The organism is Vibrio sp. Of7-15, assembly GCF_022347565.1.
In the GTDB taxonomy this organism is placed as follows: domain Bacteria; phylum Pseudomonadota; class Gammaproteobacteria; order Enterobacterales; family Vibrionaceae; genus NORP241.
On record NZ_JAKRGH010000047.1, the window covers coordinates 1 to 17,331 of the forward strand.

At 43.4% G+C, this 17,331-nt stretch carries 16 protein-coding genes; 15 read left to right on the forward strand and 1 reads right to left on the reverse strand.

Annotated elements, in window-relative coordinates; genetic code table 11:
• The 7 genes from MHO82_RS24895 to wrbA form a co-directional block, all read left to right on the forward strand.
• The coding region (locus tag MHO82_RS24895) for a hypothetical protein (RefSeq protein WP_239189159.1) at positions 1–228 on the forward strand (228 nt) is incomplete at its 5' end.
• Entirely contained in the window at positions 228–1,352 is a 1,125-nt protein-coding gene (locus MHO82_RS24900) for an NAD(P)/FAD-dependent oxidoreductase (RefSeq protein WP_239189161.1), read from the forward strand. The genes MHO82_RS24895 and MHO82_RS24900, both read left to right, overlap by 1 nt.
• An 8-nt stretch (positions 1,353–1,360) precedes the next feature.
• Positions 1,361–2,494: an acyl-CoA dehydrogenase family protein gene (locus tag MHO82_RS24905; protein ID WP_239189163.1), complete on the forward strand. Its 1,134-nt coding sequence runs from the start codon at positions 1,361–1,363 to the stop codon at positions 2,492–2,494.
• Positions 2,491–2,976, forward strand: a complete 486-nt coding sequence (locus MHO82_RS24910; RefSeq protein ID WP_239189165.1) for a PaaI family thioesterase — start codon at positions 2,491–2,493, stop codon at positions 2,974–2,976. Before MHO82_RS24905 ends, MHO82_RS24910 begins: the two co-directional genes overlap by 4 nt.
• Positions 2,973–3,557: an RICIN domain-containing protein gene (locus tag MHO82_RS24915; protein ID WP_239189167.1), complete on the forward strand. Its 585-nt coding sequence runs from the start codon at positions 2,973–2,975 to the stop codon at positions 3,555–3,557. Before MHO82_RS24910 ends, MHO82_RS24915 begins: the two co-directional genes overlap by 4 nt.
• Positions 3,558–3,718: 161 nt before the next feature.
• The gene (locus MHO82_RS24920) at positions 3,719–4,339 is read left to right on the forward strand and encodes a DsbA family protein (RefSeq protein WP_239189169.1); all 621 of its coding nucleotides are present in this window, start codon (positions 3,719–3,721) and stop codon (positions 4,337–4,339) included.
• Between the two features lie 55 nt (positions 4,340–4,394).
• A complete protein-coding gene (wrbA, locus tag MHO82_RS24925) occupies positions 4,395–4,994 on the forward strand; it encodes an NAD(P)H:quinone oxidoreductase (protein ID WP_239189172.1) in 600 nt (199 codons plus the stop codon).
• Between the two features lie 3 nt (positions 4,995–4,997).
• On the opposite strand, the gene MHO82_RS24930 is transcribed toward wrbA, so the two are convergent.
• Positions 4,998–5,771, reverse strand: a complete 774-nt coding sequence (locus tag MHO82_RS24930; protein ID WP_239189174.1) for an enoyl-CoA hydratase-related protein — start codon at positions 5,769–5,771, stop codon at positions 4,998–5,000.
• A gap of 208 nt (positions 5,772–5,979) precedes the next feature.
• Here MHO82_RS24930 and MHO82_RS24935 point away from each other — a divergent pair, with 208 nt between their 5' ends.
• The 8 genes from MHO82_RS24935 to asnB form a co-directional block, all read left to right on the forward strand.
• Positions 5,980–6,894, forward strand: a complete 915-nt coding sequence (locus tag MHO82_RS24935) for a LysR family transcriptional regulator (RefSeq protein WP_239189176.1) — start codon at positions 5,980–5,982, stop codon at positions 6,892–6,894.
• 248 nt (positions 6,895–7,142) lie between these two features.
• Positions 7,143–8,219, forward strand: coding sequence for a replication initiation protein (locus MHO82_RS24940; protein ID WP_239189178.1), 1,077 nt, complete (start codon positions 7,143–7,145; stop codon positions 8,217–8,219).
• Positions 8,220–8,761: 542 nt separating this feature from the next.
• Positions 8,762–10,000 (forward strand): AAA family ATPase, encoded by a 1,239-nt coding sequence (locus MHO82_RS24945; RefSeq protein WP_343299992.1) that lies wholly within the window; start codon positions 8,762–8,764, stop codon positions 9,998–10,000.
• Between the two features lie 8 nt (positions 10,001–10,008).
• Positions 10,009–10,971 (forward strand): ParB family protein, encoded by a 963-nt coding sequence (locus MHO82_RS24950; protein WP_239189180.1) that lies wholly within the window; start codon positions 10,009–10,011, stop codon positions 10,969–10,971.
• 478 nt (positions 10,972–11,449) lie between these two features.
• A complete protein-coding gene (locus MHO82_RS24955; RefSeq protein ID WP_239189182.1) occupies positions 11,450–12,634 on the forward strand; it encodes a replication initiation protein in 1,185 nt (394 codons plus the stop codon).
• A gap of 95 nt (positions 12,635–12,729) precedes the next feature.
• On the forward strand, positions 12,730–13,827 hold the full coding sequence (locus MHO82_RS24960) for a tyrosine-type recombinase/integrase (protein WP_239189184.1): 1,098 nt from the start codon (positions 12,730–12,732) through the stop codon (positions 13,825–13,827).
• Between the two features lie 415 nt (positions 13,828–14,242).
• Complete coding sequence (locus MHO82_RS24965) at positions 14,243–15,451, forward strand: hydroxymethylglutaryl-CoA synthase (protein WP_239189186.1); 1,209 nt, start codon at positions 14,243–14,245, stop codon at positions 15,449–15,451.
• Between the two features lie 62 nt (positions 15,452–15,513).
• The coding region (gene asnB / locus MHO82_RS24970) for an asparagine synthase (glutamine-hydrolyzing) (protein WP_239189188.1) at positions 15,514–17,331 on the forward strand (1,818 nt) is incomplete at its 3' end.

Here is a 17,331-nt window from a genome sequence, read left to right on the forward strand (position 1 = left end):
GGGCCATTATTTGAAATGGTGAATGATACCCTGAATTCATCGAGTCTAGATAATCTGCCTTTCTTCGACAGCAAAAAAGTTCGTAAGTTATTAGCTGATATGCCGAAAATGTCTTCTCAGCGTCTAGCTCTACTGGATCCAATGCTGATGGAACTCACAAGTCTGTGCATCTTACAACGTAAGTTCAACATGACCGCCGAGCCATCTACGTACAAGGAAGCAGCATAATGAAAGTAGGGATTGTTGGTGCAGGTTTGAATGGGCTAGCCTGCGCCCTTTTACTCAAAAAGTTTGGCCATGACATCACGGTATTTGAACGCAGTGAAGAGCCAAGAGACTCCGGAACAGGCATTTATGTCTGGCCACAAGGCGTACAAATTCTCCGCTTTATTTTAGGGGATAACGATTTTTTAGACAGCGGACAGCCAATTGACTCTTTAGTGACTTTAAATCGCCATGGTCAAGAAATTCATCGCCAATTAGTGCAAATGCCTGGCCATGATTTTCCAGCTCCAGCGGTGATGTTTGAGCGTAAGCGACTATTTAATTTATTAAAAGAAGAACTCGGCGAAGGTGTGATCCGCTATGGTACCGCTTGCACTGACGTCATTAATACCCAAGAAAAAGCCATCATTGAAATCAATGGCAGTGCTCGTGAAGAGTTTGATTTAGTGGTAGGAACAGATGGGATCTCATCAAAGGTACGTGAATACGTAAATGACAATAAACCGCACTACACTGGTGTCATCGCCTCCCGCGGCGTCGTTCGTTTTGACAGTGATGTATTAGAGGACAAGGCCTGCCAAATTTTTGCGCACGACCAAGCAAGGTTAGTCACGTACCCCTTAGATAATGACACACGTTTTCGCTACTGGTTTGTGGCTTACCAACACGATCTTAACCAGCCAACATTAGAAAGGGCTGAAATGGTTGAGCGACTAGAAGGGCTACCGTCACCGCTGCTAACGATGATTGAAAAGACCCAAGATGAAAATATTTTGACTCTGCCACTGAATGCCATCACCCCTGGCCACAAATGGTACAACGGACGATGTGTGCTTCTTGGCGACAGCATTCACGGCATGCTACCAACCCTCGGTTACGGCTTAACCCTAGGACTGGAAAACTGTTTTATGCTCGCTCAAGCACTGACAGGAAACTGTTTTAAGGACATTCAACCAGCTCTGCAACGCTATCAAACTCGCGTAGCGCAACGCTCTTGCCAACTGATTGAAGTCATGGAACAACTGACGGATTTATTCTACTTCCAAAAAGAAAGCGTGAAAAACCAAGAGCGACTAGGCAACGCAATGGCACGCTTTCATGATTTAGCCAAGACAACCGCGTTTTAGGGGGCACCATGATTCCGTCATTCAATAACCAATTACACCGTTTTGCTCGTGATCACATAGAGCCGTATATCACACAGTGGGAGTCTGCGGGCGCTTACCCTCAAGAGCTGCATGACATGGCAGGCAGCAAAGGGTTACTTCGCTTGGGGCATGACAATTTGGACCAATTATTTAGTGATGTGGATGCCGCCATTACCCTGATCAACACGTTAACAGAGCACGGTAGCCAGGGCTTAACCATGGGACTCGCTTCTTATTTGGTCAGTTTAAGTGCTCTGCATCAACACAATCAACACAATCAATTTACTCAAGTGATCAACCAAGTGCTTGATGGGGAAGCCACCATTTCACTGGCCATTACAGAGCCTCACGCCGGCTCCGATGTGTCCGCCATCACCACAACGGCACAACCAACCCATTCAGGGCACTATGAGATCCGCGGACAAAAGAGCTTTATTTGTGGTGGAACGCGCTCGAATTACTTCATCACGCTGGCCAAATACATGGCGGATGACACCGACCAAGAAGAAATGGGGCTCTTTCTTGTTCACAGTGAACGAAAAACCACATCAAGCGATCGGATCCCAACACTAGGCTGGCAATGCTTAGACGTGGCAGATGTGGAATTCAACGCCGCCAAAGGAGAGCTCATAGCCGATCATCACACTTGCTTTAGCACCCTAAAATCCATGCTGAAAAGAGAACGCATTAACTTAGCCGCCATGGCAGCCACCGACGCGAGCAACGTGCTTGAAGCCAGCGCCATTTACAGCCACAAACGTCAAGTACACGGCGCTCCTCTTCATAAAAAACAAGCCATCTTGCATCACTTAGCGGAAATGAAAATACAGTTAACGTCTGCCAAAGCACAAGTAGACAATTGCACCACAGCCATTCATCGCGGCGAATTAAGTGATGAGGAAGCCAGCATTGCCAAAGTGATCGCAACTCGGGCTTTAGATACTGTATCAACGCTGGGGGTACAAGTCTTTGGAGCCAAAGGCTGCGAAGTGGGCCATGTCTCAGAGCGAGTCTTCAGAGACGCCAAAATTCTCTCACTTGGTGGCGGAACCACCGAAGTGTTACAAAACATCATTGGAAAATCGGTAATTAAACCATATCAGAAAAGGACAAGACAATGATCCCATCTTCCTCTCAAGAAACCCCCTTAACCCCCTACGCTCAAAAGCTTTCAACGGCATTGCTTGAGCACGAATACCAACAATTTTGTGGTATTGAAATTATGACCCAGCAGCCCGGTTTTTGTAAAACCCGCATGACTGTCACAGAGCACATTGACAACTTAAGTCAAACCTTACATGGCGGTGTAATTTACTCCATGATGGATGTCACTAGCATGTTGGCCACCATTGCGACCTTAGACGACGGAGAATACGCCATTACCAATAATTTCTCTTCTAACATAATGTCAGCCACTCAGCGTGGTGAAACCGTTGAGTTTGAAGCGGAAATCAGCCGCAACGGACGTAACCTGTTATTCAGTCAATGTTACGCCTACAAACTCACTAAGTCAGGCAAGCGGACTCTCATCGCCTCCGCCCAGCTGAGTAAATTCAAGCGACGACAAGAGCTAAATACCACTCAGAAGGTGACGCTACAATGAAAACCTCACACGCCCTCCTCATCACAGCTACACTAGGTGCGGTAACATCACTACTTACCCACGCTCATTCAACAACACCGGATAGCCCCCAAAATCCTGTCGGGGTTATTCAATTGATCGACAAATTAGATCGACCAAAAGATGGATTTTGCGTGGATGTGATTGGTTATAGCCCTTATGAACGATTGGACTTACCCTTGATCGCCCATAATTGCAAAAAGGGCTTGTTTAAAGATCAAGCCATGTCCGTCTTAGACAGCGGGGAAATTTATTTACCGGCGTACAACAAATGCCTCACGGCCATTGCCCCTCACACCAAAGCGTTACCCGGAGCCACCATCATGGCAAGAGACTGTGGTGAGCATTCGCACTTTTTAGAAACACCACAACTACAGCAGTTTGAGTGGCAACTTGATGGAAAAATTAACCTACACGGCTCTAATTTATGCCTGGCCGCTGGAGAGCGCTCCGATCAAACCTCATCGCCTTCACATCGCTGGAGAACCTTGTCGTTGCAACACTGCAAGAGCTCGGAGCCAGAGCTACTTCGCTGGCAATTTATTCAAGCAAATCACACATAGACGACAATGATTCAAATACATGTGGCCAGTACACCTCAGATCATCGCCCCCGCCATCAATTGAATTTATTTGATAAATCAAGGCCACTTTTTTCAATTTTTTTCTCACTCGATCCCACCTACTATCTTTTCGTACTCAACAAACAACGGGAAAGAAAAACAATGTCAAAAGTAACGATTGAATTTTTTCATGATGCAGTCTGTGGATGGTGTTACGTACTGAGCCCAAGATTACGCAAGCTGGCTCAACGCGCTGACGTCGAGATCAAACAACGCAGCTTTGTCTTACAACGCAATGACGAAGAAATGATCCAACGCTTCGGCTCGTTAGCTGGCGCAAAATCAGAAATCCTAAACCACTGGGTAGCATGCCAACAAAAAGCCGATGACCCAACCGCTTTCAATATTGAAGGCATGCGTGCAAAACCGTTTTCATACCCAAGTGGCTATTTAGCGGCCTTAGGGGCTAAAACCGCCGAAATCCTTGGTAATTCAGATACCCACTGGGATTACTTTGATGAGATCCAGCGTCTGCACTTAAAAGTGAACGATAACATTGGTGAACGACAGACCATTATTCAAGCCGCCCAAAATATCGGCCTCGACAGCCAGAAATTTGAAGAACTTCTGGACAGTGAACAAGTCCGAACGGCGGTTGAAGCAGACATTAGCCTCGCTCAACAGCTCAATATTCGCAGCATCCCGACCCTAGTGGTGAATGGTGAGCATGTGATCACTAACGCCTTAACAGAGGAGCAACTGGACAACTTATTCGTAAAATAACAGCACCGCCCAATGCATTATCAACCACAGGATTCATCAAAAATAAGGTAGCACAATGACAACAAAAGTATTGGTTCTTTACTACTCCAGTTATGGCCACGTTGAAACCATGGCTCAAGCTGTAGCGGAAGGAGCAAAAACAGTTGAAAATGTTCAAGTCGATATCAAACGCGTACCGGAGTTGGTTCCAGAAGAAGTCGCACAACAAGCTGGCATTCAAACCAACCAAATCGCAGACATCGCTCAGCCTGATGATCTGGCTAATTACGATGCGATCATTTTTGGCACGCCGACACGATTTGGTAACATGGCGGCACAAATGCGAAACTTCCTTGATCAAACCGGTGGGCTTTGGTTTGAAAAAAAACTCGTCGGAAAAATTGGCAGCGTCTTCACCTCCACAGGCACTGGTGGTGGAAATGAAACCACCCTACAATCTTTCCATACGACATTGTTCCACCATGGCATGGTTGTGGTTGGCTTACCTTACACCGCTTCCGAGCTGGTTGACACCTCCGAAGTCAAAGGCGGATCTCCCCTTGGCGCAGCCTGCATTGCTGGCGGAGACGGCTCTCGCCAACCATCCCCAAAAGAGCTTTCTATGGCACAGTTCCAAGGTCAGCATGTAGCCAAACTCGCGACCAAGCTCAGCTAAGCGTCATGATTCAATCCAGGACGGCGGCCGTTTCTCAAAAAAAGCGGCCAGTCCTTCCTGCCCTTCATCCGATACCCTGATCTCAGCAATTCTCCGGGCCGTATCGGCGATCAAGCCCTCATCCACTGGCTGCCCCGCCACATCCGCAATTAATCGCTTCGCCGCCGACAAGGCTTTTGGTGAGTTATTCATAAGGTGAGATAACATCTCATCCCGAGCGTGTTCCAGGTTTTCCGAAATCACATGGACCAAACCTAATCTCTGAGCTGTGATCGCATCAAACTTTTCAGCGGTTAAGAAGTAACGCCGAGCATGGCCCTCTCCCATGGCTTTGATCACATAAGGGCTGATCACCGCAGGGATCAACCCTAATTTCACCTCACTTAAACAAAAGGTGGCATCAGGAGCTGCGATCACCACATCACTGCAAGCGACAAGCCCCACGGCACCGCCAAACGCGGCCCCTTGCACTAACGCGATCACTGGCATATTTGCACAATTCAATGCTTCCATCAACGCAGCCAATTGCAATGAGTCATTCACATTGTCCGTCATCGTATTATCGGCCATAGACTTCATCCATCCCAGATCAGCGCCAGCCGAAAAGTGCCTTCCCTGACTGGATAAAACAATCACTCTGGCCTTGTCTTGATGTGCCTTATCAATGGCGGTGATCAAGTCCGCAATCAGGCTATCATCAAACGCATTGTGCACACGGGCACGATCTAGCTGGATGTTGGCCCATCCCTGTGAATCATACTGATATTTTACACCCATATTCTTTCTTCCCTGTTATTGATCTTACGCAAACATAAATAAAGTTATGATGAGAACATCCAGACGAAAAAACAAACTCTGCGATTCACTTCATAAAAATCTTTTTCGATGGGTAACTACATAATCATTTAGTTGCACTACAACCGACCTTCCGTTTAGATGTCATGGCATGTAAACAAACCAATCAATAATAAAAAAGGGAATGACGATGTCAGCGCGTGTGACTTTAGAAATGTGGAAAACGTTCATTGCCATTGCCGAAGAAGGCAGTGCGATGAAAGCGGCTCAAGCGCTCAACAAAAGTCAGTCCGCAGTGTGCCACAGTATCAAGAAAATGGAGTCTCTGCTTGGCAACTCTTTATTCATTGTTGAAGGTCGAAAATCAATTTTAACCGATCTGGGCCACAGTTTATTACCACGAGCACAAAGCCTACAAAGTAGCGCCCTTCAAATAGAAACCTTGGCCTCAAAATACCAAGGCCACCTGATGACCGAGATTAATATCGCTGTGGATGTTTTACTGGAATTTGATTTTATTCATGAAGTTCTGGAGCGTTTTAATGTTGTTTTTCCTAAAGTTTCCATTCGAGTATTTGAAACCTCCCTTTCAGGAGCGGGGCAATTACTGAGCACCGGGGCCGTGTCTCTGGCTATTGCCAGTCGATTGCCAAAAGAAACCATCATGGAGCCCCTCGTGGAAGTAGAGCTTCGCTGTGTTTGCTCCCCCGATTTTCCTCTTGCCGATGAAGAACAGATATTTCAACCCGAGTTAAAGCGGCATCGTCAGGTTGTGATCAGAGATTCAGGAAACCAAAACATTGACAGCGGATGGCTTGGCTCTCACCAGCGACTCACCGTAAGCAGCCTCGTCATGGCATTAACCGCCATTGAAAAAGGACAGGGGTTTGGCTGGCTTCCTCAGCACATGGTAGAGAAAAAGATAGAACAAGGCACGTTGGTCCCAGTCGACCTACTTAAAGGTGCCACACGCATGGTACGCTTACAGCTAGGCATGAGCCCTAACCTCGCACACATTGGTGAAGTCAACACTTTATTTGATCTTTTTACCAGCTTAAAAAGCATGGCTCATCAACCTAGCTTTAATACTGAACAGCAGCGCTAAACATAAAATAACGGTTTTTCGTAATCACCTCGCCCTGAAATCAGGGTGATTTCACCCTGAAACAAAACAATAAAAATCAATTAAATCAAAATATTAAATAAAAAATCTAACAGGTTAACCCACCTTTTAGCTAACCCGTTTATTTTACTCTTCCCACTTAGCTTTCACTGATTAATTAACCCAACTTGCCAAAGCCATAATTACGTTATTTAATGCCACTATTCTGTCCCCAAATAATAAGTACTCATGTGAAAATCCCCCCCAATGCCCCTTCGATTAGCCCAACGCTGCCCAAGCACATTAAAAAAGGGCACCAACTGGTTTTTAGCCGCCAAGATCTATCCGCTCGAGAAGCGGATTTATTTGCACTAATGATGGCCCACATGAAAGAACCAGATTGGCATAATAATACTCCTGTGTATTCCTTTCCCTGTAGCCAGATCTCTGAATGGCTGAGCATAGAATCTCGCCACGTTGGATCCATTCTCAGTCCTGTTGCAGAACGCTTGTCACAACGTAAGGTGGGGCTTCGTACCCTATCAAAAAAAGGAGAAGAAGAATTCGACTACATCCCATTTTTTAAACGACTCACCTACAAAAATGGCTGTCTGGTTATGATCCCCAATGATGAGTTACGAACCGAGTACATCGAATACAACCAAGGTTTTGCCTTGATCAATGCACGTAACTTCTTCAACTTAAAAAAAGAATACTCCAAACGCCTTTACGAATTACTCAGTCGCTTTAAAACTGAAGGCACCACCATGAAAGCTCAAAATTTAGAGGATCTAAAAGGCCTGTTTGGCATTTTAGATGAAAAAGGGCAGCTCAAAACGGACAAGACATCATTTAAAAACAACAGTGTCTTTATGAAGCGTTGCATTCGTGACAGCATCAAAGAAATATCCAATAACCCACAAACTCGAAAAGAACTTCTTTTTCTGCCAAGTGACAAAGGGGAACAAGGCTATCAGTTGATAAAACAAGGCCGGAAAATTGTCGGTATCGAGTTTTTGTACCGTTGGTTAGAAACAAACACTGTCCAAGAGCTAAATACCCACGATGCCAAAGAAACCATCCGTAAATTGGAACTCCAACGTTTACAGTCTGGCGAAAGGCTCTCTATCTCAGAGCTGCAATTGCTTGCCCAAGCGTACCGAGCCATCAATCAGACCGATACGGCAGAGCAAATAGACCACTCTATCTTTCAACGCCAGCATGAAGCGGTCACAAGCCCAGAAAGCACACCAGAGCAAGAAGACATTGATACCATGCTCGCCAACATAAAAACGTTAAAACAAATGGAAGGCAACCCACAATACTGATCATATTTATGGCTTAATTTACGATCCAAGCCACAATTATGTTATCAATAGCTACAGCGGGTAACCCTTTTATCTGGCTTCTTTCCCGAAAAGTAACACATTTATGGCTCCATAAGATAATAGGCCATAAATGTGTCATCATTAAGCCATAAATATGATCATAAAAGCCATAAATATGATCATAAAAGCCATAAATATGATCATAAAAGCCATAAATATGATCATAAAAGCCATATTTGTGTTCCTTTTACACCATAAATATGATCAATAACCCCCTTTTTATCTAATTAAATCAAGCATTTAAAAACGCTATAGATCTTATAGATTAAATAGTTTAAATAGTTTAAATAGTTTAAATAAGATTTATAGTGATTGTGGATAAGTGGAAAATCAAAGATTTACACACTTTCCCACAATCAAAACCAACATTTTTATGTTTAAATTTTAAACATTACGTATATATGATAAATACGTGCTTTCATAATAAAAATTAAGCATGATCCACATGCATTTACTTCTCTTAAAACATGCAGCATTATAAGATGAAAACAAAAAACCTGCATATTCAAGGAAAGTATGACATGTCGGATCCCAATGAATTAATTAATCGTGTTGCTGAACGTTCTGGACAAATGCTGATTGAATTAACAGAGCAAATAAATCAACAAAAAAAAGAACTACAATCGCATACTTATTATCAAGTGTACTCTAAAGCTGCTGTGGCAAAACTGCCTCAACTGAGCAAAGCAATTGTTGATAAAACCGTTGGTGAAATGGAACAAACAGGCTATACCTTTGCAAAACGTAAAGCTGGTAGCTCAGAAAAATACACCATGTCCATTCAAAATATCGCTGATATTTACCAGCATCGCAACGTGCCTAAATACCGCAGTAAACATTCAACCGCTTTTACAATTTTTCTTGGTAATTTAAAGGGAGGTGTTTCTAAAACCGTCAGTACCGTCTCTTTAGCTCATGGATTACGGACTCATCCTCATTTATTAAAAGAAGACTTACGTATTTTAGTAATAGATCTTGATCCTCAGTCTTCTGCAACCATGTTTCTTAATCATACACATGCGATTGGTTCTATTGAGGAAACAGCAGCACAAGCCATGCTTCAAAATGTCACCCGTGAAGAATTAATCAATGAATTTATTGTCCACTCTGGGGTCCCCGGAGTGGATGTGATCCCAGCTTCCATCGAAGATGCTTTTATTGCTTCACGTTGGGAAAATCTCTGTGAGGAATATTTACCGACCCATAACCGTCATCGGATTTTGCGTGACAATATTATTGATAAACTTCAATTTGATTATGATTTAATCTTTATTGACAGCGGTCCTCATCTTGATCCTTTTTTGACCAATGCTTTGGCTGCATCTGATTTATTTATGACCCCGATCCCGCCAGCACAAGTTGACTTTCACTCCACCCTAAAATATTTAAACCGATTACCTGAATTATTAGACATTATTCGTGATTCTGGTTGTTCATTACAGGTACAAGGCAACATCGGATTTATGTCTAAGCTGGCAAATAAAGCCGATCATAAATTGTGTCACAGCTTGGCCAAAGAAATCTTTGGAGGGGACATGTTAGATGTTGCTTTACCGAGATTAGACGGTTTTGAACGTTGTGGGGAGTCTTTTGACACGGTGATTTCTGCGAACCCTTCTACCTATGTTGGCAGTAACGAAGCGTTGAAAAGCGCAAGAGCAGCCGCAGAAGATTTTGCTAAATCGGTGTTTGATCGCATTGAGTTTATTCGCTCTAATTGAGGTAAAACATGAGTAAACGTAAAACAATAGGGCGCACTTTTACTAGTAAATCATTGACTTGTGAGTCGACAAAACGCTCAGAAAACATACGAACCTTTGTGATGGCATCTGGGAAACATGTGGTTTTCACTCTACAATCCATCCATGCTGCAGAGTTGGAAGCGAAGACGTTTGTTGATTTGGAAACCAATGGCCGTGATCAACAAGCTTTAACAAAAGAGTCTGTTGCCGATATTGTGCGTACGATTGGTCTTCAACAATTCTTCCCTGCTATCGGACGAAAGGTCGGGGATCGTATTGAGGTTTTAGATGGTTCACGTCGACGGGCTGCGGCTTTATTTGCACAAGCTGAGTTGAAAATCTTGGTGACGGATGAAAACATCACAACAGAAGACGCCCGCCAACTAGCGGCAGATATTCAAACGGCTCGTGAGCACAATTTACGTGAAATCGGCATGCGCTTATTGGTATTACGTGACAGTGGAATGAGTCAAAAGGACATTGCCTCAAGTCAAAACCTGTCGACAGCAAAAGTGACTCGTGCGATTCAAGCAGCGTCCGTTCCGCCTGAGATGCTTTCTGTTTTTCCAGATCATTCGGAACTTTCTTACCCTGATTATAAAGCCTTACTTGACATCTCGATGTCATTAAGCACGAAAGGGAATGATCTCGTGGAGGTGGTTGCTCAAGTTATGCTGGAAAAAAGTGAGCTTGATGAGGATTTGGCCCCTGATGAAGTAAAAGCCGCTTTAGTTACGTTATATCGTCAGGTTGCGAATCGTCAGTTAAAAAAGCCCAAGGGAAAAACTGTAAAAGTAGAGAAGTTGTGGCAGTTTGAAGACAATAATACATTTGCTCGAAAACGCACAAAAGATCGGCAGTTTAATTATGAGTTTAATCGTGTGCCTAAAGCCCTTCAAAACGAATTGGACGCTGTGATTGAAGAAACCTTAAGACGTTACTTAGGTTAGTAATAAAAAGCACAGGGGTTGGCTGTGCTTTTTAGTGATCGTATTTTTGATCCGATGGTGATTTCCTCAAGCTAACCCTTGTTGATTTTAATGATAATTTTGTTACATTTTTTTTCATTTTAACGGGGTTTTTATCTGAAAATGCATCTTTGATGCTGGATCTTAGTCCTTTCTTTACTTACTTATATAGATCTATTTAAGTACTTTATTTCACTTCACTTAATTGCACTTTAACTTGAATAAGCTTATGTATTTATTTGTTTTTTTGTTATTTCAAGAGTGTAATTAGATGCGTAATACGAAGTGATTTGATGTACATAGCGAAGTGATTTGATGGTTAATACGAAGTAATGGGATGTATGTTATGAAGGAGTCGCTTTTTTACTCAAAGTGATTTCATGTATTTTTTGAAGCGTATTCAAAGTGATCCTATGTATTTAATTGAATAAGAATTAAAAATTATCCACAGGGTTTGGAAATGACATCACTAACGGAGTCATCTGTACTGGCGTGTTCATTACATCAGTCTGCTGATTTACAAGGAAAGTTAAAGCAGTTTGGTTACAACTATCAATTGGATAAAAAAGAACAATATTATCGGTTATCCAATGAGGTGATCACAGGTTTATTGCAAATGCGCCCTGAATCGTGGCGCATTTTTGAACAGTTATGTAAAAAAATAGATGTGTACCCTTTAGATTTGCTGAATTCCCCTGAATTTATTAAAGCGTTTAATGAAGGAAAAGCAGTGGTGCCGGAAAGCTATCGGACGGTCACTCTATATGCAAAAGATTATATTCGAGATTATAAGCTGTCACCGAACACTGGGTACCGGGAGTTTACACTGAATGCATTAAGTTTATTTGATGAAGTGCTTTCTTCCGTCAGCTTTTCCTCGGTAAATGGGTTATTAAAAATGGGGCTCTCGCACCCGGTGTCTGATATTACGTTTCATGTGCAACAAAAGAAGGCGGGTGAAAATACCATTGCATCTGTCCATCGCGACATGATGAAAGAGAAGGGGTGGACACGTGGTGGTGAAGGAGGCAATAAGTTCTGGAGTGCTGCGTCCATTACTTTGGTTTTGCATGAAAAGTTAGCAATGGAAATGTTGTTGTTAAATAAGTACTTTACGCGCATTGACGGTAAGATCACTCGTCACTTGACCAAAGCGGGGAGCAAACTCTACTCATTACTGCAAATGACCGCAAACTCCACTCGACCTGAATGTGATGGATGGTCCTTAGCCCTTGATTTAGAGCAATGTAATAAGCTGATGGATACTAAATATAAAAGCATTGCACAATTTTCTGCCAATTTTAAGTTGCCCAAGGAGCTGACAGAAAAAACAGATTTTGATGTATTATTTGAAAAAGATATTTACAGCAAAATCGGTAAAAAATTCACCCGTATCATTTTGTTTTTTAGCAAAAAAAGTGCGGTTCAGATGGAGATGACTGGGGTGAAAAAGTTGGAGCGACCGCGGTTACCCCCACGTCCTCGGGTGCGGAAAGCCTCTCACGCTGAAGGCGAGTGGGCCCGACGCTGTATGGCAATTTTAGTCAGTCATCAAAAGAAATTAGAAGCCGTTAATCGTGTGCTGCCTAAAGCTGACAGGGATCGATTGGTGCGTTACCGAAAAATCATCGGCGAAGCCGTATAGCAACATCAATGTCCGAGAATTAACATTCTCGGACATTGATAATTCACAGTCGATGCTCCACTATGCACTCAAATAATATGAAATGAGCACATAGCATGGCGAAAAGAAGCCAAGAGGCCCCATTCCCTTTGTTGGGTAACGTTTCCGTAAAGTCCGTGGTTGAAGTCGCACACAAACAAAGGGCGAGGGTTGCTGAGGAGGCACAATGTAGGGCGACCACCGAGCAGCGACTCAATGAGTTCAACACCCGAAAAGATCGTTATTCTCCTGAAACCCTTCGTCGTCTTGAAAGTGCATGGGGGTGTTTTGTGGGGTGGTGTGTTTCTCACCAATGTCACTCTTTACCGGCGTCGCCCGATACCGTGGAAGCCTTTTTTGTGTCACGGTCTACAGATCTGCACCGTAATACCTTATCTGTCTACAAATGGGCGATTTCTCGCATCCACCGTGTTGCGGGGTGCCCTGATCCTTGTGTTGATGTTTTTGTGGGTGATCGGCTGAAAGCCATTGCTCGTACAAAAGCAAAAGAGGGGGAATTCATTACGCAGGCATCCCCATTCAATGAGCAACACCTGACAAAATTAATGTCCGTCTGGGGGGAAAGTGACAAGGTATTGGTACGTCGTAACTTGGCTATGTTGGCTGTGGCGTATGAATCCATGTTGAGAGGGGCTGAATTGGCGAACATTCGTGTCAGTGATTTGGCCTTTGAAGATGACGGCACAATTATGCTGACGATTCCTATTACAAAAACAAATCATTCTGGTGAGCCTGATGCTTGCGTACTGAGTCACGACGTGGCAGAGCTCATCCTGGACTACGCCGAAATGGGGAATCTGGATTTGTCGGGAGAGGGGTACCTGTTTGTTGGGGTGTCAAAATACAATGTATGTATGCATCCCAAAGCAAATGAAGATACCGGCAAACTGGAGCATGTTCCCATCACCACAAAAACGATCAGAAGGGTATTTAATCAGGCATGGGAAGATCTGGATTTAGCTCGTCGAGGTGGTAAGCCATTTACTGCACACAGTGCACGTGTCGGGGCGACACAAGATTTATTAAGAAAAGGATACAGTACACTTCAAATCCAACAGTCGGGCCGTTGGTCGAGTGATGTGATGGTAACTCGATATGGTCGAGGCATTTTGGCTCGTGATGGCGCTATGGTATTAGCGCGAAAGAAATCATGATAATGACACTGCAATCTGAAATTATAGTGCACTATAAATAAATTAAAAGTCTCAATATAGATATGGAAATATTCCTGATTTATATTATTTACCCTTCTATTTTTTAGAAGTTAATTATCTACCTTTAGATGTTAATCATATAAATAAGTTTTAAAAATAAGAATATATTTCCTAGCCCTTAAATGAAAAAACATAATAATAAAAACCACACCAAAAAATAACCGCTAAGAAGTTACACTTAAAATATTGATTTTAAATGTATAATTTAAATAACCATCAATACGATTTCATTTTTTGGTTATTATTTAAATATTTTTTTCAATTTTTTTCCTTCCATGAATACTTATTATTAATTTCAACGGCAGAGAGACACGCCAGCTAAATAATTAAAAATAAATTTATAAGGGAAAGGAAGATGAACAAAGAGCTTAAAGTCGGTATTCATAGAATTGAATTTAGCACCCCCAATAATTACCTGAATTTAGAAACGCTAGCAAACGCACACAACATAGATCCAGCGAAATACATTTATGGTATCGGCCAATCAAAAATGGCCGTGCCAACACCGGATGAAGATACCATTTCGATTGCGGCCAATGCAGCACAAGACTTGCTGGATTCCATTTCTCCAGACGACATCAAAAACATATCCACACTCATTTTTGCTACAGAGTCAGGCGTAGATCAGTCGAAATCAGGTGCGGCGTACTTGATGGGGCTGATTGATATGCACTCAAATTGTCGTGCATTTGAACTTAAACAAGCTTGTTATGGCGGAACAGCTGGCGTGCAAATGGCGTGTGACATGGTGCGTACTCGCCCAGAAGAGTCAGTATTAGTTGTGGCGTGCGACATTGCCCGATATCAACAGGACACTCCTGGAGAATGCACACAAGGTGCCGGCGCAGTGGCCATGCTGATTGCAGCTAACCCAGACGTGATTGAAATTGATGCTGAGCGTGGCTTCCACAGTGAAGACATCATGGACTTCTGGCGACCAAATGACTTCAAACACGCTCTTGTTGATGGCGAATTATCAAAAGACGCTTATCTTAATGTCATGGTAGACAGCTATGAAAGCTACCTAACCAACGGCGGGCAAACGCTGAATAACTTAGATTGGTTGTGCTTCCATCAACCTTTTACCAAGATGGCCAAGAAGGCTTATGAACACCTAAGCGCCATTTACCCGGAGCAAATGCAAGAGAAAGCCGATACGACTTATACCATCAGCCAACAATACGGTCGTGAGATCGGCAATACTTACACCGCCAGTCTGTATATTGGCTTACTGTCCTTATTGGATAACGCCGACACAGATCTAACAGGACAGAAGATAGGTTTCTTTAGCTATGGCTCTGGCGCTGTTGGCGAGTTCTTCTCAGGCACCGTGAATAAAAATTACCGCAAAGTTACCAACAAACAAGGAAATCAAAGCAAACTCGCGAATCGACAAGCCCTAAGTTACGACACTTACAGCCAATACATGTATCAACTACGTGAATACAACCAGCCAAATCAGCGTTACAACGTATCGTCCAATGCAAACTTTAGACTGGCTGCCATTAACAACAATAAACGAGTGTATGAACGCGTTTTCAATCAAATGAGCAGAGCAGCGTAACGCCCTCATTATTAAACACACCTTCGATCACGCAACCAATAGTTGAAAAAGGAAATTTTACCATGTGCGGCTTTTTAACGGTTTACAGTACTAATCCTCTTAATCAAATCAAACCACAGCAAGTAGAGCAAGGCTTAACTGCCATTCACCACCGCGGGCCAGATGAAGGCCACGTATGGCAGTCTTACGATCAACGCATGATCATGGGCCACACTCGATTGAGTATCATTGGCTTAGACAACGGCCTTCAGCCTATTCACAGTGTCGATGGTTCTATCCACTTAGTGGTGAACGGTGAATTTTATGATTTTGAGAAAATCCGTTATGAGCTGACTCAACAAGGTTGCCAATTCGTGACTCAATCAGACAGCGAAATTGCACTTCACTTGTACCGTTTATACGGCACAAAAGGATTGGAAAAATTACGTGGTGAGTTCTCATTAGTGTTGTTCGATGAACGTCAAAACCTCGTGATCGCAATGCGAGATCGTGCTGGCGTTAAACCGTTGTTTTTTGCTGAAGAGCAAGGCCGCTACTACTTTGCTTCCGAAATAAAAGCCATTTTAGATGCCGGTGTGGGTGCCGTATGGGATGAAGCGTCCTACAACACTCGTGCCTTTTATCTCAACAACAACACCTTATTTAAAAATGTCAAATCGGTCCCCGCAGGCCACTTAATGACGGTAACACCATCAGGCGCGTCACAACTGTGCTACTGGGACATTGATTACCAAGATGCCGACACCATGCAGGCCAATGACATCTCAGATGAGGAAGCCATCAAACAAGTTCATGATGCCATTGAAGAATCGGTAAAATTACGCTTGCGCGCCGATGTGCCTATCGGTGTTTATTTGAGTGGTGGTGTTGACTCTTCCGCCATACTCGGTATGGCCACCAAACTAAGTGGTAAATCGCTGGATGCTTTCAACTTATCGTTTGGTGAAATGGAAGACTACGATGAGAATCGATTTGCTCGCTTAGCGGCAGAGAAAAACGGCGCTCGTTTTCACACTATTCCAGTCACACAGCAAGACTTAGCGGATAACTTTGAACAAGCCGTGTGGCATAACGAAACCCCATTCTTTAACGCCCATGGGGTCGCAAAATACATCTTAAGTGGCATTGTCCAGGACGCTGGCAACAAGGTGGTGCTCACTGGCGAAGGCGCCGATGAAGTGTTTGGTGGCTACCCTCACTTTAAACGCGACATGGCATTGTTTAACTCTGAACAACAAAACCCTGACGACATCAACGCCATTTTAAGCAAAATGAAAGGCAATCAAGCCGGGTACACTCAAAAAGGCATGCCAAAAGACGTGGAATGGTTAACGCAACAGCTGGGCCACGGCGTATCTTGGCTAGATAACCAAGCTGGATGGTTTAAAGAGCTGCAAAATGTTTATGCCAACTCACAAATTGAAAAGTTTGGGGATGTTGAACCATACCGAATCTTCTTCAACCAATTAGATCACCGTAAATTAAGCAAAATCGACCCAGTTCACCGCTCGATGTACCTATGGGCAAAATCTTTCTTGCCAAACTTTGTTTTAACCACCTTAGGCGATCGCATGGAAATGGCACACAGTGTTGAAGGTCGTGTTCCACTGCTTGATCACAAAGTCATGGAGCTGGCGGCTAACTTACCAGTGCACCTAAAAATTCGAGGTAATACGGAAAAATTTGTATTCCGTGAGGCCATGAAGCCGTATTTACCGCATGAGCTATACACTCGTAAGAAACATTATTTCAGAGCCCCACCATCCACACTGATGCAACAAGGGCCATTATTTGAAATGGTGAATGATACCCTGAATTCATCGAGTCTAGATAATCTGCCTTTCTTCGACAGCAAAAAAGTTCGTAAGTTATTAGCTGAT

What these genes read in the sequence shown, in the direction of transcription:
- MHO82_RS24905 (WP_239189163.1), top strand. Translation starts at nt 1,361, where the DNA reads ATGATTCCGTCATTCAATAACCAATTACACCGTTTTGCTCGTGATCAC.
- MHO82_RS24945 (WP_343299992.1), top strand. Translation starts at nt 8,762, where the DNA reads ATGAAAACAAAAAACCTGCATATTCAAGGAAAGTATGACATGTCGGAT.
- MHO82_RS24900 (WP_239189161.1), top strand. Translation starts at nt 228, where the DNA reads ATGAAAGTAGGGATTGTTGGTGCAGGTTTGAATGGGCTAGCCTGCGCC.
- MHO82_RS24920 (WP_239189169.1), top strand. Translation starts at nt 3,719, where the DNA reads ATGTCAAAAGTAACGATTGAATTTTTTCATGATGCAGTCTGTGGATGG.
- MHO82_RS24910 (WP_239189165.1), top strand. Translation starts at nt 2,491, where the DNA reads ATGATCCCATCTTCCTCTCAAGAAACCCCCTTAACCCCCTACGCTCAA.
- wrbA (WP_239189172.1), top strand. Translation starts at nt 4,395, where the DNA reads ATGACAACAAAAGTATTGGTTCTTTACTACTCCAGTTATGGCCACGTT.
- MHO82_RS24950 (WP_239189180.1), top strand. Translation starts at nt 10,009, where the DNA reads ATGAGTAAACGTAAAACAATAGGGCGCACTTTTACTAGTAAATCATTG.
- MHO82_RS24955 (WP_239189182.1), top strand. Translation starts at nt 11,450, where the DNA reads ATGACATCACTAACGGAGTCATCTGTACTGGCGTGTTCATTACATCAG.
- MHO82_RS24965 (WP_239189186.1), top strand. Translation starts at nt 14,243, where the DNA reads ATGAACAAAGAGCTTAAAGTCGGTATTCATAGAATTGAATTTAGCACC.
- MHO82_RS24935 (WP_239189176.1), top strand. Translation starts at nt 5,980, where the DNA reads ATGTCAGCGCGTGTGACTTTAGAAATGTGGAAAACGTTCATTGCCATT.
- MHO82_RS24930 (WP_239189174.1), bottom strand. Translation starts at nt 5,771, where the DNA reads ATGGGTGTAAAATATCAGTATGATTCACAGGGATGGGCCAACATCCAG.
- MHO82_RS24960 (WP_239189184.1), top strand. Translation starts at nt 12,730, where the DNA reads ATGGCGAAAAGAAGCCAAGAGGCCCCATTCCCTTTGTTGGGTAACGTT.
- MHO82_RS24915 (WP_239189167.1), top strand. Translation starts at nt 2,973, where the DNA reads ATGAAAACCTCACACGCCCTCCTCATCACAGCTACACTAGGTGCGGTA.